Below are 22,049 nucleotides of genomic sequence, written 5' to 3'. Positions count from 1 at the left end.
CGTTTTCCGTCTGGGGGGCAGCCTGCCGGGAGACTCTGACTCAATGTTGCGGAAAATCTTTGTTTTTGGTCCGCCGTGAGAGGGGATGCCGGGGAATGAAAAACAAGCATGTGGCCGTCCTGCTGGGTGGGTTTTCGTCCGAGCGGCCCGTGTCTCTGTCCTCCGGAAAGGCTTGTGCCGATGAGCTCGAGAGGGAAGGTTACCAGGTCACGCGCGTCGATGTCGGGCGCGATGTCGGCTCCGTGCTTGCCGAGCTCAAGCCCGATGTCGCCTTCAATGCGCTGCATGGCCCGTTTGGTGAGGATGGCACCATCCAGGGTATCCTCGAATATCTCGGCATTCCCTACACCCATTCCGGTGTGCTCGCCTCGGCTCTGGCCATGAACAAGGAGCAGGCCAAGCGGGTTGCCAAGGCGGTCGGCGTTCCGGTCGCCGAATCGAAGGTCGCCAGCCGCTTCGCCATCCAGAACAAGCATCCGATGAAGCCGCCCTATGTGGTCAAGCCGGTCAATGAGGGCTCGAGCTTCGGCGTCGTCATCGTGCATGAAGGCCAGTCGCATCCGCCGCAGGTTATTGGCTCGTCCGAATGGAAATATGGCGATACCGTCATGGTCGAGCGCTACATCCATGGCCGCGAGTTGACCTGTGCGGTGATGGGCGATGTGGCGCTGGGGGTTTGCGAGATCATCCCGACCGGTCATTCCTTCTACGACTATGATTCAAAATATGTCGCCGGGGGATCAAAGCACGAATGCCCCGCAAAAGTTTCACCGAATATTTACCAAAAAATACAAACACTGGCGCTCAAGGCTCACCAAGCGATCGGCTGTCGGGGCGTTTCCCGGTCGGACTTCCGTTATGACGATCGTCATTCCGAAAACGGCGAGGTTGTCTGGCTCGAGGTCAACACCCAGCCGGGTATGACGCCGACGTCCTTGGTGCCTGAAATCGCCGCCCAGGCCGGGCATTCGTTTGGCGATTTGTTGAGTTGGATGGTGGAGGACGCTTCGTGTCTGCGTTGAAATGGGGACAAGGTAAGGAGAGGGGCGCGGCCGGGCCGGCGCTGTTCGGCTTGCCGTTGTCGTTGGACCATTTCGTGCTGCCGCGGATGCTGCGCCGCCCGGTGCGCATTCTGGCGCGCCTGGGTGTCGGGGAATTCCAGGCGCCGCGCTTTTCCGCGGCCATGATGTCGGCCGTGCTGATTGCTTCGAGCAGTGCCTATGGCGCCTATCTCGGCGGCCATGTCGACGGCATCGTGCAGAGCATCACCGCCCGCACCGGCTTTGCCGTCGATCAGGTCAAGGTAGTCGGCAATCGCCAGACCTCGGAGATCGATATCCTCGACAGGCTGGAACTCGACGGCTGGACGTCGCTGATCGGCTTCGATGCCGAGGCGGCGCGGGAACGAATTGCGACATTGCCGTGGATCGAGGTCGCGGCGGTGCGCAAGGTCTACCCGCATACTCTGGAAGTGCGCGTCGAGGAGCGCGAGGCCTTCGCGCTGTGGCAGCAGGGCGACGAGCTATCCGTCATCGAGAAGAATGGCGCCGTGATCGCGCCGTTCTCGGGTGGCAAGCAGGTGCTGTTGCCGCTGCTGATCGGCACCGGCGCGCCTGCGAGCGCGCCCGGCTTCATCGCCAAGATCGAAAAATACCCTGAGCTCGCGACCCGGATCAAAGGCTATATCCGCGTCGGCGAACGGCGCTGGGACCTGAAGCTGGACAATGGCATCACCGTCAAGCTTCCCGAGGATGGCGAGGATCAGGCGCTCGCCGAACTCGTCAAGATGGATCATGACAAGGGCCTGTTGTCGCGCGACATCGCTGCCGTCGACATGCGCCTGACCGATCGGCTGGTTGTGCAGCTGACGCCCGAGGCGGCAACGCAGCGCGAAGCCGCACTCAACGAAAAACCCAAGAGCCTGAAGCGCAAGCCGGAGACGAAGATATGAGCTGGCTTGGCGGTCATGGCGATGCCTCGTCGCGCCGGTCCGGCACCCTGACGGTGCTGGACGTCGGTTCGAGCAAGGTCTGCTGCATGGTGGCCAAGCTGAAGCCGAGCGATGACGGCAAGCTGCTGCGTGGCCGCTCGCACCGTATCCAGGTGATCGGCATCGGCCATCAGAAATCGCAAGGCGTGAAGTCGGGTGTCGTCATCGATCTCGATCGCGCCGAGCATGCCATCCGCCTTTCCGTCGATGCGGCCGAGCGTATGGCCGGGCTGACGGTCGATTCGCTGATCGTCAACATGACGGCTGGCCGGCTGAAGAGCGAAGCCTATTCCGCAACCATCAATCTGGGCGGCCACGAGGCCGACGAGGCCGATATCAAGCGCGTTCTCGGCGCCGGCGCCAAGCAGGCGCTGAAGGCCGAGCGCGAGGTGATCCATTCGCTTCCCGTCGGCTTCTCGCTGGATGCGGAACGCGGCGTGCGTGATCCGCGCGGCATGGTCGGCGACGCACTCGGCGTCGACATGCATGTGCTGACCGGTGACGCCGCGCCGATGCGCAATCTGGAGCTTTCCATCAACCGTTCGCATCTGTCGGTCGAGCGCATGGTGGCGACGCCCTATGCCAGCGGATTGGCGGCCCTGGTCGACGACGAGCTGGAAATGGGTGCGGCCTGCATCGACATGGGCGGCGGCACGACGACGATCTCGGTGTTTTCGGAAGGCAAGTTCGTGCATGGCGACGCCATCGCCATCGGCGGCAACCATGTCACGCTGGATATGGCCAAGGGGCTGTCGACCTCGCTCGATGCGGCCGAACGGCTGAAGGTGATGCATGGTTCGGCGCTGCCGGGCAGCGCCGACGATCGCGACCTGGTCTCGATCCAGCCGATCGGCGACGATGGCGATGTGCCTTTGCAGATCCCGCGCTCGGTGATGACGCGCATCGTGCGCGCCCGCATCGACGAGACGCTCGAACTGCTGCGCGACCGGCTCAACAAGTCCGGCTACGGCAATGCGGTGGGCAAGCGTGTGGTGCTCACCGGCGGCGCCAGCCAGCTTGCCGGTCTGCCGGAGGCGGCGCGCCGCATCCTGGGACGCAATGTGCGCATCGGCCGCCCGCTCGGCGTGGCCGGCCTGCCGGAAGCGGCGAAGGGGCCGGCCTTCTCGGCCGCGGTGGGGCTTCTGATCTACCCGCAGATGGCGAGCTTCGAGAGCCATCCGGCGAAAGGAATTTCCGGTCTCAGAATGACCGGAACGGGCGGAAAACTGCATCGCATGAGTCAGTGGTTGAGAGACAGTTTCTAATTGACGGGGACAGCCCCATAGGCGGCCGCGGCGGCGAAGCGGCGTGAAAGGCAAAGGACGGAGACAATGACCATCAATCTGCAAAAGCCGGACATCACCGAGCTTAAGCCGCGCATCACCGTGTTCGGTGTCGGCGGCGGCGGCGGCAATGCCGTCAACAACATGATCACGGCCGGTTTGCGCGGGGTCGAGTTTGTGGTGGCCAACACCGACGCGCAGGCGCTGACCATGTCAAAGGCCTCACGGCTGATCCAGCTCGGCGCACATGTCACCGAGGGTCTCGGCGCGGGATCGCAGCCGGAGGTCGGCCGCGCGGCCGCTGAAGAATGCATCGACGAGATTCTCGATCATCTCACCAACACCCATATGTGCTTCGTCACCGCCGGCATGGGCGGCGGCACCGGCACTGGTGCTGCTCCTGTCGTTGCCCGTGCCGCCCGTGAAAAGGGCATCCTCACCGTCGGCGTCGTCACCAAGCCGTTCCACTTCGAAGGCCAGCGCCGCATGAAGACGGCGGACTTCGGCATCGAGGAATTGCAGAAATGCGTCGATACGCTGATCGTCATCCCCAACCAGAACCTGTTCCGGCTGGCCAATGACAAGACCACCTTCGCCGACGCCTTCGCCATGGCCGACCAGGTGCTCTATTCCGGTGTTGCCTGCATCACCGACCTGATGGTCAAGGAAGGCCTGATCAACCTCGACTTCGCCGACGTGCGCTCCGTCATGCGCGAGATGGGCAAGGCGATGATGGGCACCGGCGAGGCTTCGGGCGAGGGCCGCGCGATGGCCGCCGCCGAAGCGGCGATTGCCAATCCGCTGCTCGACGAGACCTCGATGAAGGGCGCCAAGGGCCTGCTGATCTCGATCACCGGCGGCCGCGACCTGACGCTGTTCGAAGTCGACGAAGCGGCAACCCGTATCCGCGAGGAAGTCGATCAGGACGCCAACATCATCCTGGGCGCCACCTTCGACGAGGAACTCGAAGGCGTCATCCGCGTCTCGGTGGTTGCCACCGGCATCGACAAGTCGGCGGCTGAAATCGCTGCTGCGCCGATCTCGATCCGCACGGCGCCTCCGAAGCCGGTCAGCCGCCCGGCCGTTGCCGCGGTGGAAAGCCGCCCGGCCCCGGTCCAGCAGACCACGTACGAACCGCGCGCCACCGACCCGGTCGCCGAAGCCATCCAGTTGGCCGAAGCCAATGCCGCGGCCATGGCACAGGCGCGCCCGGCTCCGGTCGCTCATGCTGAAGATTTCCGCCCGCAGAGCAAGATCTTCCAGGCGCCGCCAGCACAGCCAATGCCGCAGCCCGTGGTCCAGCAGATGCAGCCGGCTCCGCAGCCGCGCGAAATGCTGCGCGAAGCACCGCAGCCGGTTGCCATGGCGCCGCAGCGGATGCCGCGCGTCGAGGACTTTCCGCCCGTCGTCAAGGCCGAGGTGGATGCCAAGAGCCGTCCGGCCGACCACGAGAACAACAGCGGACCGATGGGCCTGCTGAAGCGCCTGACCAACGGCCTGACCCGCCGCGAAGAAGAGCCTGCACGGCTGCAACCGGCGCAGCCACGTGAGCCCAAGCTGCGCCAGGCAGCGCCCGAAGTGCGCCGCCTCGCCAGCCAGGACGCGCAGCTCTACGCGCCGCGCCGTGGTCAGCTCGACGATCAGGGCCGCCTGACACCGCAGGTGAGGTCGACTCAGGAAGACGATCAGCTGGAGATTCCGGCGTTCCTGCGCCGCCAGGCCAACTGATTGGTAAACGGACTGTAACGTTTGTTAACAGGCAAGCGAGGAATCGCTTGCCTGTTGACGTTTTAAATGATGTGATTTCAATCACTTACCAAGTCGTGCCCATTCCAGTTCGCGGTTACACAGAGTAAGAAACCGTGATTTGGAGTCTCCCTGACGGGACATTATCTTCGCTGCCTACCATGGTCGGTTTGCCGGGATTTCGGGGGAAGTCGCCCTGCCTGCCGATTCACACAAGAGCCGCGCCCTCGGGCTGGAGAAGCGGACCTAGGCATTACGGGCTTATGGGGATTGTCTTGCACGACTATCAGACGACATTGAAGACGCGCGCGTCGCTTACCGGCACCGGCGTCCACAGCGGCAAGGAAGTTTCCATCAGCTTTTTGCCGGCGGATGCCGACACCGGCATCGTTTTCCAGCTTTTCAACGGTGCGGAGCAGGGCCGCGAGTTTCGTGCCCTGGTCTCGGAAGTCGGTGCTACCGACCTGTGCACCATGCTTGGTGATCCCGCGGGCGAACACATCGCCACGGTCGAGCACATCATGGCGGCGCTGTTCGGGCTCGGCATCGACAATGTCGCCATCGAGATCGATGGCTCCGAGGTTCCGATCTTCGACGGCAGCGCCATGGCGTTCGTCGAAGCCATCGACCAGGCGGGCATCGAGACGCTGTCGGTCAAACGCCGCTACATCAGGGTCATCAAGCCGGTCCGCATCGAGAACGGCGCCTCCTGGGCGGAGTTCAGGCCCTATGACGGTACCCGTTTCGAGATCGAGATCGACTTCGAAAGCCCGGCAATCGGCCGTCAGCTGTTCGCGTCCGACCTCAATGCCGATATTTTCCGCCGCGACATCGCGCGCGCTCGCACCTTCGGCTTCATGAAGGATGTCGAGCGGCTGTGGGCGGCCGGCTACGCGCTCGGCTCCTCGCTGGAGAATTCGCTGGTGATCGGCGACGACAACCGCGTCATCAACATGGGCGGCCTGCACTATCCCAACGAATTCGTGCGCCACAAGACGCTGGACGCCATGGGCGACCTGGCTTTGGCCGGCGCCCGCTTCATCGGCTGCTTCCGCTCCTATCGCGGCGGCCACAGGATGAATGCCGCGGCTCTGCGCCGCCTGCTGTCGGATCGCACCGCGTTCGAAATCGTCGAGACGACACGCCGCGAGCGTGGCCGCAGCGCAGAGATGAATGCCGTCAATGCGCCGCTCTACGCGCCCTGGATGATCTGATTTTCTTAAGTTTTTCGGGTTTCATGGGAAATAGCGCGTGTTGCAGGAATGCACCACCTGCCGGTGAAATTGCACGGATGTTCAAGCTGTGTCCGGCCGCCATAAAAATGCGCGATTGGCCGGAGATAGCGTTGCCGGGCAAGGCGGTAATGGTTTATGGCTGCTGCCGTCGATTAGTGCATGGCGCTCAAAAGTGGGGACCAGTTTTGAGACAATGGCATGCAGCGGGCATTGAAATAACGCCGAAAGGGCGGAATCCAATCATGTTCTTCAAGCGAGTTGGTCAATTGAAAGCGCCGCAGAGGGCTGTTTTCCTGGCGCTTTCGGTGGTTGTTCCATCGCTCTTTCTATCGGGCTGCATGTCGTCGGAGAAAGATATCGACCTGTCGACCTATGTCGACCAGACCGAGCCGGCCGATGTTCTCTACAATCAGGGCCTGGCCAATCTGAACGCCGGCCGTCTGGACGAAGCGAGCAAGAAGTTCGACGCCGTCGACCGCCAGCATCCCTATTCAGAGTGGGCCCGCAAATCGATGGTGATGGGCGCTTTCGCCGACTATCGCCAAGGTCACTACGACGAGGCGATCGGCTCGGCCAAGCGCTACCTCACGCTCTATCCGTCGACCGATGACGCCGCCTACGCGCAGTACATCATCGGCTTGAGCTACTACCGCCAGATCAAGGACGTGACGCAGGACCAGAAGGAAGCGCGCCAAACCGTTCAGACGATGCAGGACCTGGTGACGCGCTGGCCGACATCGGAATATGTCGACGATGCCAAGGAGAAGATCCGCTTCGCCAACGATCAGCTGGCCGGCAAGGAAATGCAGATCGGCCGCTACTATCTCGAGCGCCGCGAATACATCGCCGCCGTCAAGCGCTTCCGCACCGTGGTCGAGACCTATTCCAACACGCGCCATGTCGAGGAGGCGCTCGCCCGCCTGACCGAAAGCTATTACGCGATGGGCCTGACCTCGGAGGCGCAGACCGCGGCCGCCGTGCTCGGCACCAACTACCCTGACAGCCCGTGGTACAAGGATTCCTACAAGCTCTTGCAGAGCAATGGGCTTGCACCGCGCGAAAATGCCGGGTCGTGGATATCCAAGGCCGGAAAGATGATCACCGGCGCCTGATTCTAAGCAGAACGTCGCGGGCTTCGCCAACGCGCCGTCTGCTTGGTTTTCCTGGTTTGTCGCAGGTTCTTGTCGCAAAATCGCACGACACTTTTGCGGAACCTGCTTGGATCAGTTCACCGTTTCACGGAAACGGCGAACCGCTCCAGCTCTTTGTTTTGGAGCAATTCCGGACGGAAAACCGTTTCACACTTTTCCTGGAATTGCTCTGGAGCACTCGGACCGAAGCGTGCGCAGCGCTTTTTCGGATTGATCCGACGCTCAAACAAAAAGATAGTGCGGCGCTGCGACTCCAAATGGTCGCGTGCCGTTCTAGATTTGGGTTCTGATGCTTTCCAGACTGTCGATCCGCGATATCGTCCTGATCGAGAAGCTGGATATCGACTTCCAGCCGGGTCTTTCGGTGCTGACCGGTGAAACCGGCGCCGGCAAATCCATCCTGCTCGATGCCCTGTCGCTGGCGCTTGGTGCGCGCGGCGACGCGTCGCTGGTGCGCCATGGCGCGGCGCAAGGCCAGGTCATCGCGGTCTTCGACGTGCCGCGCAACCATCCGGTGCGGGCGCTGCTTGCCGAAAACGCCATCGAGGATGACGGCGACATCATCCTGCGCCGGCTGCAGACGGCGGATGGCCGCACCCGCGTCTTCGTCAACGATCAGCCTTCAAGTGTCACTTTGATGCGCGATGTCGGGCGCGCGCTGGTCGAAATCCACGGCCAGCATGACGAACGCGCGCTGGTCGATCCCGGCGCGCACCGCGAGGTGCTCGACGCTTTCGGCGGCCATCTCGGCGCCGTCCGCTCTACGGGCGAGGCATGGCGGCACTGGCGGGCCTGCGAGCAGGAGCTGTCGCGCCATCGCGCCAAGGTGGCGGCGGCCGCGCGTGAGGCCGACTATCTGCGCGCGGCGGTGGCGGAGCTGACGAAGCTTGATCCGCAGCCCGGCGAAGAGACCGACCTCGCCGAACTGCGCGCGTCGATGATGCGGGCGGAGAAGATCGCATCCGAGATCCATGATGCGCAGGATGTGCTGTCCGGCCCGTCCTCGCCCTTGCCGCAACTCGCCAGCCTGCTCAGACGCCTGCAGCGCAAGGTGACGGAAGCGCCCGGCCTGCTCGATGACGTGGTCAAGTCGCTCGACGAGGCGATGCTGTCGCTCGACGCGGCGCAGTCGGGCGTCGAGGCCGCACTGCGCGCCGCCGAATATGATCCGCAGCGGCTGGAAAAGGCGGAGGAGCGGCTGTTTTCGCTGCGCGCGGCGTCACGCAAGCACAGCGTCGCCGTCGACGATTTGGCGCAGCTGCGCGACACGATGGTCGCCGATCTTGCCGATCTCGATGCCGGCGAAGAACGTCTGCACGGGCTGGAAAAGCAGGCCGCCGCGGCGCGCGAGACCTACGATATCGCCGCCGCACAGCTGTCCTCGCTGCGTCATGCGGCGGCGGTCGGCCTGACCAAGGCGGTCATGGCGGAATTGCCGGCGCTGAAGCTCGAACGCGCCGCCTTCATCGTCGAGATGAAGAGCGAGGCCGAGAGCCGCATGGAAGAGGGCATAGACCAAATCGAATTCTGGGTGCGCACCAATCCCGGCACGCGGCCCGGGCCGATGATGAAGGTGGCCTCCGGCGGCGAGCTGTCGCGCTTCCTTTTGGCGCTGAAGGTGGCGCTGGCCGACCGTGGCTCCGCGCCGACGCTGGTTTTCGATGAAATCGACACCGGCGTGGGCGGCGCCGTGGCGGACGCCATCGGCCAGCGGCTGGCGCGGCTGTCGAAGCGCGTCCAGGTGCTGTCGGTGACGCACGCGCCGCAAGTGGCGGCGCGCGCGGCGACACATTTCCTGATCTCCAAATCCGGCACCACCGACCGTGTCGCCACCGGCATTGCCGAGATGGACCGGCCGGCGCGGCAGGAGGAGATCGCGCGCATGCTGGCCGGCGCCACCATCACCGACGAGGCGCGCGCGGCAGCCGAGCGATTGTTGCGCGAAAACACCGGCGCGATGTAGAGCCCCGCAGTCAGGTACCAGGCCCACTGCATTGGTGATTTCTACCGCCAAGAATGACGTCTCAATCGGTCTGCTCTTTGAGGCAGTTCCAGGCATGCATAGTTGGTAGTTGCCAGCGCTTCAATATTGACGCTAACTGTGGACGACCAACAACCAGAACCAAGATTGTTACGGGGGGAAAATGTCTTGCCGTTCGAAAATTGCCACTGTTGCGGGTTTTTCTCTTACTGCTTTGCTGTCTGTATCTCCTGGGGACGCAAAGATGAAGTCACCCGATGGCATAACGCCGGGTATCGAGCGTCCAAAGAGTGGCGATAGCGTTGGTTGGGCTAGCATCGTCCGGACAGGGCACGTTCTCGATACCTATCAGACAACATATATGGATGCGGCCTGCAAATTCTTTGGCTACCCAAAGGTTTCACTATCTGTGCCCCCCAAGCAGGGGACCTTTACGTTTACCAACGCGCCAGCGCTTCCAAACGTTTCGAAACGCAGCAAATGTTACAATGTAAAGATACCTCACGTGCTTGGACACTATCGTCCGAACCCAGGCTTTGTTGGGACTGACAGAGTTAAGATACGCTCTACGTTGATCAACGGTGGTTTTGCGTATGTCGAAATAACCATCCATGTGACCAAATAGCGCTTGATCTTCTGAAAACTGAGTTCCGATTTTCGAGATCAAACTCCAGTCTCTGTCATCCGCCTACGAGTCAGGATATGGCTCCATCCTGCTGTTCGGGAATGATTTTCCCAAGGCCGCTCTCCCCTGTGGGAGAATCCTGATCTATTGTGCCGCGCCACCGTTCGGGGAAGAAAAGCATGGCCGAAAAACCTGTCGATTCGCTTAGCGAGAGCGAGGCCGAAGCCGAGCTGAAGCGCCTGGCGGAAGAGATCGCCGAGCACGACCGGCGCTACCACACCGAAGACGCGCCTGTTATCACCGACGCGGAATATGATGCGCTGGCGCGGCGCAACCTTGCCATCGAGGAGCGCTTTCCGGCGCTGGTGCGCGAGGATTCGCCGTCGCGCAGGGTTGGTGCAGCACCGGCGGAAGGCTTTGCCAAGGTGCGCCATGCGGTGCCGATGCTCAGCCTCGCCAAGGCCTATACCGACGCGGACGTCACCGATTTCATCGAACGCGGCCGGCGATTCTTCGATCGCGACAAGGATCTCGACATCGCGTTTACGGCCGAGCCGAAGATCGACGGGCTGTCGGCTTCGCTGCGCTACGAGAAGGGCGTGTTCGTGCAGGGCGCAACGCGCGGCGACGGTGCCGTCGGCGAGGACATCACCGCCAATTTGAGGACCATTGCCGATATTCCCGCCAAGCTGAAGGGATCTGGCTGGCCAGAAGTCATCGAGATACGCGGCGAGGTCTACATGACCTATGCGGAATTCGAGGCGCTGAAGCAGCGGTCGGCAGCGGTCGGCGGCCAGGACTACGTCAATCCGCGCAATACGGCGGCCGGGTCGCTGCGCCAGAAGGATCCATCCGTCACCGCCAGCCGCAATCTCAAATTCTTCGCCTATGCCTGGGGCCACACGACAGCGGATCCGGCTCCGACCCAATATGATTCGGTGCAGAAATTCGCCGAGTGGGGGTTCAAGATCAGTCCGCTGATGGTCAGGGCGAAATCGGTCGACGAACTGGTCGCCCAGTATCGCCTCATCGAGGAGCAGCGCTCGTCGCTTGGCTACGATATCGACGGCGTCGTCTACAAGGTCGACCAGCTGGAACTGCAGCGCCGCTGGGGGTTCGTCACCGGTGAACCGCGCTGGGCCGTCGCGCACAAATTTCCGGCCGAACAGGCGATGACGACCGTGCAGAAGATCGACATCCAGGTCGGCCGTACCGGCACGCTGGCGCCGGTTGCGCGGCTGGCGCCGGTCACGGTTGGCGGCGTCGTGGTCGAGAACGTCACGCTGCACAATGAGGATTACATCAAGGGCCTGGACAGCACGGGCCAGCCGATCCGCGACGGCATCGACGTGCGCATCGGCGATACGGTGGTGATCCAGCGGGCAGGCGATGTCATCCCGCAGATCGTCAGCGTCGTCATTGACAAGCGGCCGCCTGATGCCGTGCCCTACGAGTTCCCGCACACCTGTCCGATCTGCGGCTCGCCGGCGACGCGCGAGATCAATGAGAAGACCGGCAAGGAAGATTCCCGCCGCCGCTGCACCGGCGAACTGATCTGCCCGGCGCAGGCGGTGGAAGGATTGCGCCACTTTGTGTCACGCGGTGCCCTGGACATCGAAGGCCTCGGTGCCGAAAACATAGACACCTTCTTCAATGCGGGATTGATCAAGACCGCCGCCGATATCTTCACGCTCAGGGACCGCCGTCCGGCCGTCACCGGGGCGCTGGCCGAGCGGCGTGAGGAGCAGGCCAGGCAGCGCGAGGCCGCATCAGGCAAGACGCGCAAGAACGTGCGCAGTGTCGAGGACCGCAACTATGAGGGCCTCGACAAGCTGTTCGCTGCCATCGATTCGCGCCGCGAGCCGGAGCTGGACCGTTTCATCTTCGCGCTCGGCATCCGCCATATCGGCGAAACGACGGCGGCCGTGCTTGCCCGGACGTTCTCGACCATCGAGGAGCTGATCCGTGTCGGCAAGGAGACGGCAGCAGCGGCCGATCCGCACAGCGTTTTCCCGTCGGTCAACGGCATTGGCGACACGGTGATCGACGCGCTGCGCGATTTCTTCGGCAACGAACGCAATGACGACGTGCTTGACGCGCTGCTCACGCAGGTCAAGCCGAAGCCTTACATCGTCAACGTCTCGGCCGACAGCGAGGTCGCCGGCAAGACGGTCGTGTTCACGGGCTCGCTTGAGAAGATGACACGCTCCGAAGCCAAGGCGATGGCGGAGCGCCTCGGCGCCAAGGTCGCAGGCTCGGTTTCGGCGAAGACGGATCTGGTGGTCGCCGGACCGGGTGCCGGCTCCAAGCTGAAGCTCGCCAGCGAGCTCGGCATCGAGGTGATCGACGAGGATGCCTGGCTGGTGCGGATTGGCAAGGCGTGATGGAAGCCGCATTCAAAGGGTTCGGCCCCAAAGCCATTCCGTTCCTCAAGGCGCTGGACTTCCACCAGAGCCGGGAGTGGTTTCTCGAGAATCGTGACCTGTTCGAAAAGGAATTGCGCGATCCGCTCAGTGATCTGGTCGACACGCTGACCGTGCGCTTTGCAAAGGCCGGCCTCGGCCTGCGCGGCGACCGCAAGAAGTCGTTGTTCCGGATCAATCGCGACGTGCGCTTCGCCAAGGACAAGCGGCCTTACAACAGGCATCTGTCGGCCATCCTGTCGCCCGACGGCACCAAGATGGAGCAGGGTGTGTTCTACGTGCATATCGGGCTTGAGCGCTGCTTTGCCGACATTGCCTGGTGGCAGCCGGAGCCGGCGCTGCTGCTGGCGATGCGCAAAGCCATCGCGACGAAGCCGGACAGATTTCGCGCCCTGGTGGCGGCGTTGAAGAAGAACCGTCTCGAACTCGAGACGGAAGGCCGCATGAAGCGTACGCCACGCGGCTTCGAGCATATCAGCGATGCTGACCTGGTCGCCGCCATCCGCCACCGGCATTTCTATGTCCAGCATGTTATCGATCCGGTGGGAATCCATAGGGCTGATCTGGTCGACGAACTCGTCGATTTCACCTTGCGCGCCAAGCCGCTGCTCGACTGGGGCAGGGCGATCGAGGGCAAAATCCCGAAGGACTAGCATCCCGCTCCGGCAACCTGGCGATCATTTCCGCTGATCATTTGGCTCAAGCGAATTCGTGTGACAGCGCAGGCCGCGCCACCTACATACCGCCATTCCCTTGTTGTTGTGCATGTCGTTGTCCCAAAACCGCTACGCACTTTTGGGCGACATGCATCAGGAGTGGTCGATGGCGACGGACGTAATTTCCGAGAGCGGCGCGAAGAGCGATTTCTGGCAGGGCGTGCGGCTCTCGATGCCTGTCGTGGTGGCGTCGGCGCCGTTTGCGGTGCTGTTCGGCGCGCTCGCCGTCGACAATGGCTTCTCGGTATTCGAAGCCTTCCTGATGAGCGCGCTGGTCTATGGCGGCGCCAGCCAGATGGTCGGCATCCAGCTGTTCGGCCAGCATGTCGCGCCATGGCTGATCGTGCTGTCGATCTTTGCCGTCAACTTTCGCCATGTGCTCTATTCCGCCGGCATCGGCCGGCGTATTGCCCACTGGCCTGTTGTCCAGCAGGCGCTCGGCTATTTCATCCTCACCGACCCGCAGTTCGCGGTGGCCGAGGCGCGGGCGCAATCCGGCCAGACGGTCGGCTTTGCCTGGTATCTTGGGCTTGGTCTGCCGGTCTACGTGTTCTGGGTGATCGAAAGCGCGCTTGGCGCGTTGTTCGGCAAGCTGATCCCCGACACGCATGCGCTGGGCATCGATTTCCTGCTGCCGATCTATTTTCTCGGTCTTGTGCTGGGCTTCCGCAAGCGGCCACTGTGGCTGCCTGTGGTGATTGCCAGTGCGGCCGCCTCCATCGTCGCCTACAAGACCGTGGGCTCGCCCTGGCACGTCTCGATCGGCGCGATTGCCGGTGTGCTGCTGGCGGTCATCCTGCCACCCCACCACAGCGGCGTGAAGGCACGGCCATGAGCACGACATTCTGGATCATCATCGCCGGCGCGATCGCCACCTATCTGACGCGCATCGGCGGGCATCTGGTCATCTCCCGCTTCGACAACATCCATCCGCGTGTGGAAGCGGGTCTCAATGCCGTGCCGGCGGCGGTGCTGACGACGCTGGTGGCGCCCGAACTGTTGAACGCCGGGCCGGCCGAATGGGCCGCACTGGTGGTCACAGCTGCCGTTTCGCTGCGCGGTGGGCTGATGGCGATGTTTCTGGCGGGGGCGGCGGCGTTGATCGTCGCCAGGCAGTTCGTCGGCTGACTTCTTGTCTTTGTCAGTCCACGTATGCTCACTAACGCGGCGCCGACACACGTAGTGATCGAGGCAATAATTCCTGTCAGGCGCTTCTTGAAAATCGAAGCGATCCACACCCCGCTCAGCCGAATTGCCTCCGATCTCTCCTGATGGGCGCGACGCACAACGTTGGTGTAGAGGGCGTTGCGCTGCATAGCAGTCAATGCGCCAAGATCGATCGGCCCGCGGCCGAGAGGTTCAGGTGACATTTCCATCTCCCGTGGTTGACGCCCGAATCGGCGTCAATAGCAGGCGATTTACGCGCCGTTGATCATCAGATAAAATGAATTATTAAGATCATTTTATTCTCCAGGAGAGATGTATGGATTTGGCCGACCTTCGCATCTTTCGCATGGTGGTGCGCGAGGGCGGTATCACCAAGGCGGCGGAAAAGCTGTTTCGCGTGCAGTCCAACGTGACCACTCGCATCCGGCAGCTTGAAGAGGATCTGGGCGTGCGGCTGTTTATCCGCGAAGGCAAGCGGCTGCAGGTGTCGGCCGCCGGCCGAAGGTTGGTTGTCTATGCGGACCGGTTGCTGGCGCTTGCCGAGGAAGCGCGAACGGCGGTCCTCGATCCGCGCCCACGCGGTGCGCTGCGACTTGGCGCTATGGAGAGCACCGCCGCAGCTCGGCTTCCTGGCCTGCTCGCCGAGTACCACGCACGCTATCCCTTGGTGGAGATCCAACTGCGCACCGGCAACCCGCAGGTTCTCGCGGCCGCCATGCTCGCCGGCGAACTCGACGCTGCGCTCGCGGCCGAGCCGCTCCCAGACGCTCCGTTCGAGAAGCAGGCTGCATTTCGCGAGGAGTTGGTCATTGTCTCGGCGGCATCGCGCAGTTCGATTGAGGACCGCAGCGACATGCCCAGAACCATGATAGCCTTCGAGCATGGCTGTCCACATCGCAAGCGGCTGGAAGAATGGTATGCGCGCCGAGGCTTCATGGCCGAGCAAATCGTCGAGCTCGGTTCATATCATACGATGCTCGGTTGCGTGGCGGCCGGCATGGGCATAGCGCTGATGCCCAAAAGTGTGCTCAAGGGCTTCCCTGAAGGTGGCAGGCTGCAGGTGCATGAACTGCCTTCGGACGAGGACAGTGCCCTGACGGTATTGTTTTGGCGCAAGGGAGCAGGCTCTCCCAATGTTCAGGCTTTGCGGGAGCTGCTTGTGGAGCAAGGCTCCCCAATACCAAGCAAGGTTGCCGCCGCGACTACTGCTTGAGATCGTGCGGCAATGGCGCAGTGGCCTTTCCTAGCCAGGCCAGCGTTTCGCCGTCGAGCATCGGCCCGATCTCGGCCAGCACGCGGGCATGGTATGTGTCGAGCCAGTGCAGCTCGTCGCGCGTCAGGAGATCGGTGCGCACCAGGCGGGTGTCGATCGGCACCAGCGTCAATGTCTCGAAGCCGTGCATGGCGATGTCGCCGCCCTCGATCTCTTCCGCCGGCGTCACCAGGATCAGGTTCTCGATGCGGATGCCGTAGGCGCCTTCCTTGTAGTAGCCGGGTTCGTTGGACAGCATCATGCCTTCGAGCAGCTTTTCGGTGCCGGTGCGGGCAATGCGCTGCGGGCCTTCATGCACGGCCAGATACGAGCCGACGCCATGGCCGGTGCCGTGGGCGAAATCGCAGCCGTGCTTCCACAGTGCCATGCGGGCGACGGCATCGATTTCCGAGCCGCGCGTGCCGGCGGGGAAGCGAAGCGTGGAAATGCCAATCATGCCTTTCAACACCAGCGTGAAGCGTTCGCGCATCTCCTCGGTCGGCTGGCCGATCGGCACGGTACGCGTGATGTCGGTGGTGCCATCCTGATACTGCGCACCGGAATCGAGCAGGAACAGTTCGCCGGCCCGCAGCTTGCGGCTGGTGGCGCGCGACACGCGATAATGCATGATGGCTCCGTTCGGGCCGGCGCCGGAAATGGTGTCGAAAGAGACGTCGCGCAGCGGCATCTGCGTTTCCTCGCCGGTCTGCCGGCGCGACTCCTCCAGCCTGGTGACGACAGCGATCTCGTCGAGCGAGCCGGGTTTTTGCCGGTCCAGCCAGCACAGCAATTTCGCCACCGCCGCACCATCGCGGCGATGCGCGGCGCGCGAGCCGTTGATCTCGGCCTGGTTCTTGGTGGCGCGCGGAATGCGCGCGGGGTCGACTGCTGCAATCACGGTGCCGCCATTGGCCTCGACCAGCATGCGCAGCCTGTCGGCCGCCAGCACCGAGTCGAGCGCGATTTTCGCGCCACCTTTCGCGAGAGCCATGATCGCCGCTTCGAATTCGCCGAGTTCATGCGGCTCGGCGAGCTGGGTGAGGTAGGCCGCGACCTGGCGCGAAAATTTGCGCCGGTCCATGAAAAGCTGATGCGAGCCGTCGGCGGCAAGAATGGCAAAGCCGAGCGCCAACGGCGTGTGCGGCACGTCGCCGCCACGGATGTTGAAGGCCCAGGCGATGGAGGAGGGGTCGGTCAGCACGGCATGAGTGGCACCGTCCTTGGCGATCGCAATTGCCAGCCGCGCCAGCTTGTCCTTGGCGAGCTCGCCGGCAAAGCCGATCGGGTGAAGCTCGACCGGGGCGACGGGCGGCTGCGGCTGATCCTTCCAGATGACGTCGATCGGGTTCTTGTCGAGCGGCACCAGCACCGCGCCTGATTTGTCGGCCGAAGCCTGCAGCGCCTTGATCTCGCTAATCGTGTGCAGCCATGGATCGAAGCCGAGCCGCGCGCCCTTGCCAAGATTGTCCTTGAGCCAGGACGCAGGCGGGTTGTCGACCAGGCTTTCGACCGAAAAGACGTCGAGATCGACCTCGCTGCGCACCTGCAGCGTGTAGCGCCCGTCGACAAAGACGAAGGCGCGGTCGCGCAGGACGATGGCGACACCGGCCGAGCCGCTGAAGCCGGTCAGCCATTTCAACCGCGCCGAACGGTCGGCGACATATTCACCCTGGTGCTCGTCGAAGCGCGGCACGATGAAACCATCAAGCCCGTTGGCCGCCAGCCATTGGCGCAGCAGCGCCACGCGGGGTTTGCCGATGGCCGGGTCGCCCGTGGAATCGAAGGTCTGGAACATGGTGGGCCTCCTGCAGTCAGCGAACCGTAGCGTACGGTCGCGGAAATCGGAATCGATTTCCGGCTGGGCGCAACCTGCTACAGCATCGCCTGGCTGACAACCGGCGGAACTTGGTCCAAGCAGCGGCGGCAGGCCCGCTTGCCTCAATGCTTGAGATGGATCGTCACCCAGCCTTCACGGTGCAAGGTGCGCACGTGGCGGAAGTTCTGACCGACATAGGCCGAGACGACGGCGTCGCGCTGGCGCTCGAGGATGCCTGACAGTACGATCGAGCCGCCAAGCGCGATGTGACCGGCCATTTGCGGCGCAAGTCGCATCAGCGGCCGCGCCAATATGTTGGCGACGATCAGATCGAAAGGCGCGCGCTTGCCGAAGATCGGGTGGTGGAAGCCCGGCGCGGTCACTGTCTCCACCAGCGCCTTGACGTGGTTGAGCCGCGCATTGGCGGCAGCCACTCTCACCGCCACCGGATCGATGTCGGTGGCCAGCACCGGAATATGCGCCAGCTTGGCGACGGCAATGGCCAGCACCGCGCTGCCGGTGCCGAGGTCGAGCGCATTGCGCGGGTGTTCGCGCCGGACAACCTTTTCCACCATTTCGAGGCAGCCGGCTGTGGTGCCGTGGTGGCCGGTGCCGAAGGCGAGGCCGGCCTCGATCTCGATGGCGAGTTCGCCGCTGTGGCGCTTGCGGCGGTCATGTGCGCCGTGCACGAAGAAACGGCCGGCACGCACCGGCTTCAGCCCCTCCAGCGAGCGCGCCACCCAGTCGATATCGGGCAGGCTCTCGCGCTCGATCGGCTTCGACAGGGAAAGCCCGGCAAGGATGTCCTTCAAGCGGGCCTCGACCGTATCGACATCGCCATCGGCATAGAGCGATACTTCGTGGATGTCTTTGTCCTCGTCGACCTCCCGCAGGGCGATCGGCAGGCCTTCATCCTCGAAGGCCGCCTCCAGCGCCGCGAAAATGCTGACGGACTCGATCTTTCCTGTGGTGAAGTAGAGGCGCGTCTGGGTCATGAAATGGTGATCAGCCTTTCGCCGCCAGCCGTTTCAGCTTGGCGACGGCCGTATCCGAACTTTCGCCATAGGCGATGGTGCCGGCAAAGTCGCCCTTGGCGTTGAGCAGCAGCACCGAGGCGGTGTGGTCCATCGTGTAGTCGCCATCGCCGGTGTCGACCTTCTTCCAGTAGATGCCGAACGACTTGGCCATGGCATGGACCTTGTCCGGATCGCCTGTGATGCCGGTGATGCGGTCGGAGAAATTGCTGACATAGGCGTTCATCACCTCTGGCGTGTCGCGCTCCGGATCGACCGAGACGAAATAGGTGTGCAGGTTCTTGCCGTCGTCGCCGAGTGTTTTCAGCCAGCCGGCCAGTTCGAACAGCGTGGTTGGGCAGACCTCGGGGCAATGGGTGAAGCCGAAGAAGACGACGCTGGGCTGGCCCCTGAAGGCGGCCTCGGTGATTGGCGCGCCTTTCTGGTCGACCAGGGTGAAGGCGGCGCCGAAGGGCTCGCCGCCATAGTGGCCGCGGTACCAGTCGAAGGTCAGCCAGCCGATGCCGGCCGCCATCAGGACGAGAATGCCGACCAGGATAGAACGCATCATCATCAAAAGTCCGTCTGCAGAAATCGTCGCGCCGGCTCAATGCCGCGCCTGTGCGACAGTCTTAGCGGTTCGGCCCCGCTCAGGCAAAGTGCCGCGTTGCCGCAACCGCGGTGGTGTTGACGTATCCGCTTGCAAAGCTGGGCTGCTCGCCCCACCTGTGACCGGCAACTCGAACCGCAGGAGGCTCCTTTGCGACGACTGATTGGGCACGGACTGATCGGGCGAAAACTGATCGGCGGCGCATTGGCCGCGTGCGTTGTCCTTGGCGCCGGTGCCGCCGCCGCCGAGGAAGTCGGCAAGGTCGGCGTCGACTGGCTCGGCAACGACATCATCGTCGAGGCGATCAAGGATCCGAAGGTGGAAGGCGTGACCTGCCACGTCTCCTATTTCGATCGCGGCATCATCGATCGCCTGCACAAGGGAAACTGGTTCGAGGATCCGTCCGATTCCTCGATCTCCTGCCGCCAGACCGGCCCGATCACTATCGGTGACATCGACATGAGCGAGGGCGGCGAGGAAGTGTTCAAGCAAGGCATCAGCCTGATCTGGAAGAAGCAGGTGGTGAACCGCATCTACGACAAGGCCAATGAGACGCTGATCTATCTCTCGCATTCGCGCCAGGTGCAGAACGGCTCGGCCAAAATGTCGGTCACCACCGTACCGCTCTACGGCCAGAACGTGGTGTGGAGCAAAGGCAAGCCGCAATGAGCGGCGAACTCCTTCGCGCGATTGGTCTGACGGACAATTGCTCCCGACTTGCGGGAGCAATTGCCTGGGGGTAAAGCCGCCGGCATGGACCGTTCCGAAAATCTCGTCCCGAAAGACTCCGAGCCGCGCATCCATCCGACCGCGGAACTGAAAGCGTGCAAGCTCGGCCGCTATGCCTCGATCGGTGAGCGGGTGGTGCTGCGCGAGGTTACGGTCGGCGACTTCTCCTATTTCGAGCGCCATTGCGAAGCGATCTACACGACGATCGGCAAATTCTGCTCGATCGCCGCCAACAGCCGGATCAACGCGCTGGAGCATCCCATCGAGCGGCTGACCCAGCACAAGGTCAGCTACCGGCCGAACGAGTATTTTCGCTGGCTGGGCGTCGACGCCGCATTCCGCGAGCGGCGGCGAGCGAAGGCCGTGACCATCGGCCATGATGTCTGGATCGGCCACGGCGCGGTGATCATGCCTGGGGTCACCATCGGCAATGGCGCGGTGGTTGGCGCCAACGCGGTGGTGACGCATGACGTGCCGCCCTACGCGATCGTCGCCGGTGTGCCGGCGAAGGCACTCCGGCCACGCTTCGCTCCGGATATTGCGGCGCGGATCGAAGCGCTCGCCTGGTGGGACTGGCCGGTCGAAAAGCTCGCCAAGGCGGTTCCCGACATGCAGGCAATGCCGATCGAAACCTTCCTTGATCGCTGGGAAAACGACGCCGTTTAAGCTCCCACAAACAGGTCTGCGCTAACCGGTCGGCGCTCTCGGGAAACCATGCTCCGGGCTCTCCGGACTGAAACCCCTTCCGCCATGCGGGGGTGGCGCAGCGGAAGGGGCTGGAGGTAAACCGCTGTGAAGCGGAAGGAACAGGCTCTCTTGCCTGCACGGTTACTGTGACATTGAACCCATAAGGTGTGTTTTCGGCCGCATTCTCTTTATGCGTGTGTTCAATTGTGCCTGAGGTATTTGTCTGCGTCGGGAACCTGAAACGGTCGCCGGTTGTTTCTCATCGCGCCGCAGCGTTGAGGGATTTCGACAGATGGAAAAGCTTTTCACCAAGATCGCCAACTGGGTCGCCCATATAACCGGCCTGCCGCTGACATTTGCCGTCTGCTGCCTGATCGTCGTCGTCTGGGCGGTCAGCGGTCCGTTCTTCGGCTTTTCGGACACCTGGCAGCTCGTCATCAACACGGGTACGACCGTCATCACCTTCCTGATGGTGTTCCTCATCCAGAACACCCAGAATCGCGACGGTGCGGCGATCCAGGCCAAACTCGACGAACTGATCCGTGTCGGCGCGGGCCACAACCACTTCATCGGCATCGAGCATCTGACCGAATCCGAAGTCGAAGAGATCCGCGACAAATGCGAGCGTGCGGCCAAGCGGCATGACGAGCAGGTTGCCGCCATGGCCGCGAAGAAGGCCGTGGCGCAGAAGCGCGGGTCGAAAAAGCAGGCGGCGTGAAGATCAGCCTTTCATGAAGGCGGCGAAAGGCTCCTTGTAGTCCGGATGCCAGCGCGACAAAGCGGGGCGGTTCTCGATGATGTCGCCGATTGCCCAGGCCATGCGCTTTTCATCCAGCGGCCGCGCCGCCTCATTGTCCGGGCACAGGATGTAGAAATCGCCTCTGGTCAGGGATTCCAGCATGAAATCAACGACCTGTTCGCCGGTCCAGGCGCCGGCCGGTTTTTCCGTCGCGCCTTCGGTCAGGCCGGTGAAGGTGAAGCCGGGGATCAGCAGATGGGCCGAGACACGGGAGCTGGGTTCGTTGCGCAGCACATGCGCCAGGCCTTCGGTGAAGGTCTTCACCCCGGCCTTGGAGACATTGTAGGCAAGGTTGCCGGGCGGCGTGGTGATGCCTTGCTTGGAGCCGGTGTTGATGATCAGGCCCGGCCTGGACGATGCCAGCATGCGCGGCGCAAAGGCCTCGACGCCATGCACGACGCCCCAGAAATTGATGTCCAGCAACCGTTTCCAGGCATCGCGGTTTTCCCAGGGCTTTCCGGGATTGTCGCCAACGCCGGCATTGTTCATCAGCAGCGACACGTCGCCGAAGGCGCCGAACGCCCGTTCGGCGAGGCGGTCCACCTCATCCGTCTTTGAAACGTCGGCGGCGACCGCGAGCACGGCATCGTCGCCGGCAATCGCAGAGACGGCGCGCGCGGCGTCGTCAAGACGCGCGCCGCCGATGTCGGCCAGCACGATCTTCATGCCCATCAATGCAAGCCGCTTGGCGGCCGCAAGACCAATACCGCTGGCGGCGCCGGTGATGACGGCGGCGTTGCCTCGGCCAAGCGCGGGCAGGGCGGTCTGGATTTCGGCGTCGGTGATCATGGGCGATGGGTTCCTTCTTTCGGTGGCGGCGAACTTA

Annotated in this window: 19 protein-coding genes; 15 read left to right on the top strand and 4 right to left on the bottom strand. The window is 63.1% G+C overall.

The features are described from left to right. Positions 1–95: 95 nt before the first annotated feature. The 12 genes from ACFOJ9_RS20180 (at position 96) to ACFOJ9_RS20125 (ending at position 15,530) form a co-directional block, all read left to right on the top strand. Positions 96–1,022, top strand: coding sequence for a D-alanine--D-alanine ligase (locus ACFOJ9_RS20180; RefSeq protein ID WP_378980636.1), 927 nt, complete (start codon positions 96–98; stop codon positions 1,020–1,022). Further along, positions 1,010–1,951 (top strand): cell division protein FtsQ/DivIB, encoded by a 942-nt coding sequence (locus tag ACFOJ9_RS20175; protein ID WP_378980634.1) that lies wholly within the window; start codon positions 1,010–1,012, stop codon positions 1,949–1,951. The genes ACFOJ9_RS20180 and ACFOJ9_RS20175 overlap by 13 nt, the downstream gene beginning before the upstream one ends. Then, positions 1,948–3,255: a cell division protein FtsA gene (ftsA, locus tag ACFOJ9_RS20170; RefSeq protein WP_378980632.1), complete on the top strand. Its 1,308-nt coding sequence runs from the start codon at positions 1,948–1,950 to the stop codon at positions 3,253–3,255. The genes ACFOJ9_RS20175 and ftsA overlap by 4 nt, the downstream gene beginning before the upstream one ends. Before the next feature lie 66 nt (positions 3,256–3,321). After that, on the top strand, positions 3,322–5,001 hold the full coding sequence (gene ftsZ, locus ACFOJ9_RS20165) for a cell division protein FtsZ (RefSeq protein ID WP_378980630.1): 1,680 nt from the start codon (positions 3,322–3,324) through the stop codon (positions 4,999–5,001). A gap of 281 nt (positions 5,002–5,282) precedes the next feature. Then, entirely contained in the window at positions 5,283–6,233 is a 951-nt protein-coding gene (gene lpxC / locus ACFOJ9_RS20160) for a UDP-3-O-acyl-N-acetylglucosamine deacetylase (protein ID WP_378980628.1), read from the top strand. A gap of 263 nt (positions 6,234–6,496) precedes the next feature. Further along, complete coding sequence (locus ACFOJ9_RS20155; RefSeq protein WP_378980626.1) at positions 6,497–7,366, top strand: outer membrane protein assembly factor BamD; 870 nt, start codon at positions 6,497–6,499, stop codon at positions 7,364–7,366. A gap of 328 nt (positions 7,367–7,694) precedes the next feature. Further along, complete coding sequence (gene recN, locus ACFOJ9_RS20150) at positions 7,695–9,368, top strand: DNA repair protein RecN (RefSeq protein WP_378980624.1); 1,674 nt, start codon at positions 7,695–7,697, stop codon at positions 9,366–9,368. An 822-nt stretch (positions 9,369–10,190) separates the two neighbouring features. Continuing rightward, complete coding sequence (gene ligA, locus ACFOJ9_RS20145; RefSeq protein WP_378980622.1) at positions 10,191–12,395, top strand: NAD-dependent DNA ligase LigA; 2,205 nt, start codon at positions 10,191–10,193, stop codon at positions 12,393–12,395. After that, positions 12,395–13,087, top strand: a complete 693-nt coding sequence (locus ACFOJ9_RS20140; protein WP_378980620.1) for a DUF2461 domain-containing protein — start codon at positions 12,395–12,397, stop codon at positions 13,085–13,087. The genes ligA and ACFOJ9_RS20140 overlap by 1 nt, the downstream gene beginning before the upstream one ends. A 169-nt stretch (positions 13,088–13,256) precedes the next feature. Then, the gene (locus tag ACFOJ9_RS20135) at positions 13,257–13,985 is read left to right on the top strand and encodes an AzlC family ABC transporter permease (protein ID WP_378980618.1); all 729 of its coding nucleotides are present in this window, start codon (positions 13,257–13,259) and stop codon (positions 13,983–13,985) included. Next, entirely contained in the window at positions 13,982–14,278 is a 297-nt protein-coding gene (locus tag ACFOJ9_RS20130; protein WP_378980616.1) for an AzlD family protein, read from the top strand. The genes ACFOJ9_RS20135 and ACFOJ9_RS20130 overlap by 4 nt, the downstream gene beginning before the upstream one ends. A 355-nt stretch (positions 14,279–14,633) precedes the next feature. Continuing rightward, complete coding sequence (locus ACFOJ9_RS20125) at positions 14,634–15,530, top strand: LysR family transcriptional regulator (protein WP_378980614.1); 897 nt, start codon at positions 14,634–14,636, stop codon at positions 15,528–15,530. On the opposite strand, the gene ACFOJ9_RS20120 is transcribed toward ACFOJ9_RS20125, so the two are convergent. From ACFOJ9_RS20120 to ACFOJ9_RS20110, 3 genes are all read right to left on the bottom strand, one after another. Further along, on the bottom strand, positions 15,520–17,364 hold the full coding sequence (locus tag ACFOJ9_RS20120) for an aminopeptidase P family protein (RefSeq protein ID WP_378980612.1): 1,845 nt from the start codon (positions 17,362–17,364) through the stop codon (positions 15,520–15,522). The two genes, ACFOJ9_RS20125 and ACFOJ9_RS20120, sit on opposite strands and share 11 nt — an antisense overlap. Positions 17,365–17,507: 143 nt before the next feature. Further along, positions 17,508–18,380, bottom strand: coding sequence for a 50S ribosomal protein L11 methyltransferase (locus ACFOJ9_RS20115; RefSeq protein WP_378980610.1), 873 nt, complete (start codon positions 18,378–18,380; stop codon positions 17,508–17,510). A 10-nt stretch (positions 18,381–18,390) separates the two neighbouring features. Beyond that, on the bottom strand, positions 18,391–18,969 hold the full coding sequence (locus tag ACFOJ9_RS20110) for an SCO family protein (RefSeq protein WP_378980608.1): 579 nt from the start codon (positions 18,967–18,969) through the stop codon (positions 18,391–18,393). Positions 18,970–19,158: 189 nt separating this feature from the next. Between ACFOJ9_RS20110 and ACFOJ9_RS20105 the strand changes: the two genes are divergently transcribed. The 3 genes from ACFOJ9_RS20105 to ACFOJ9_RS20095 all read left to right on the top strand — a co-directional run bounded on the left by ACFOJ9_RS20105 (position 19,159) and on the right by ACFOJ9_RS20095 (position 21,142). Further along, entirely contained in the window at positions 19,159–19,677 is a 519-nt protein-coding gene (locus ACFOJ9_RS20105; RefSeq protein WP_378980606.1) for a CreA family protein, read from the top strand. Between the two features lie 84 nt (positions 19,678–19,761). Beyond that, positions 19,762–20,403, top strand: coding sequence for a transferase hexapeptide repeat family protein (locus ACFOJ9_RS20100; RefSeq protein ID WP_378980604.1), 642 nt, complete (start codon positions 19,762–19,764; stop codon positions 20,401–20,403). Between the two features lie 313 nt (positions 20,404–20,716). Then, positions 20,717–21,142: a low affinity iron permease family protein gene (locus tag ACFOJ9_RS20095; RefSeq protein WP_378980602.1), complete on the top strand. Its 426-nt coding sequence runs from the start codon at positions 20,717–20,719 to the stop codon at positions 21,140–21,142. Positions 21,143–21,145: 3 nt separating this feature from the next. On the opposite strand, the gene ACFOJ9_RS20090 is transcribed toward ACFOJ9_RS20095, so the two are convergent. Next, on the bottom strand, positions 21,146–22,012 hold the full coding sequence (locus ACFOJ9_RS20090) for an SDR family NAD(P)-dependent oxidoreductase (protein ID WP_378980600.1): 867 nt from the start codon (positions 22,010–22,012) through the stop codon (positions 21,146–21,148). Between the last annotated feature and the right edge of the window lie 37 nt (positions 22,013–22,049).

Source organism: Mesorhizobium cantuariense (genome assembly GCF_042647205.1).
Classification (GTDB): Bacteria; Pseudomonadota; Alphaproteobacteria; order Rhizobiales; family Rhizobiaceae; genus Mesorhizobium; species Mesorhizobium cantuariense.
The sequence above is the reverse complement of the archived record's forward strand: the minus strand, read 5'-3'. Positions and strand labels throughout refer to the sequence as shown.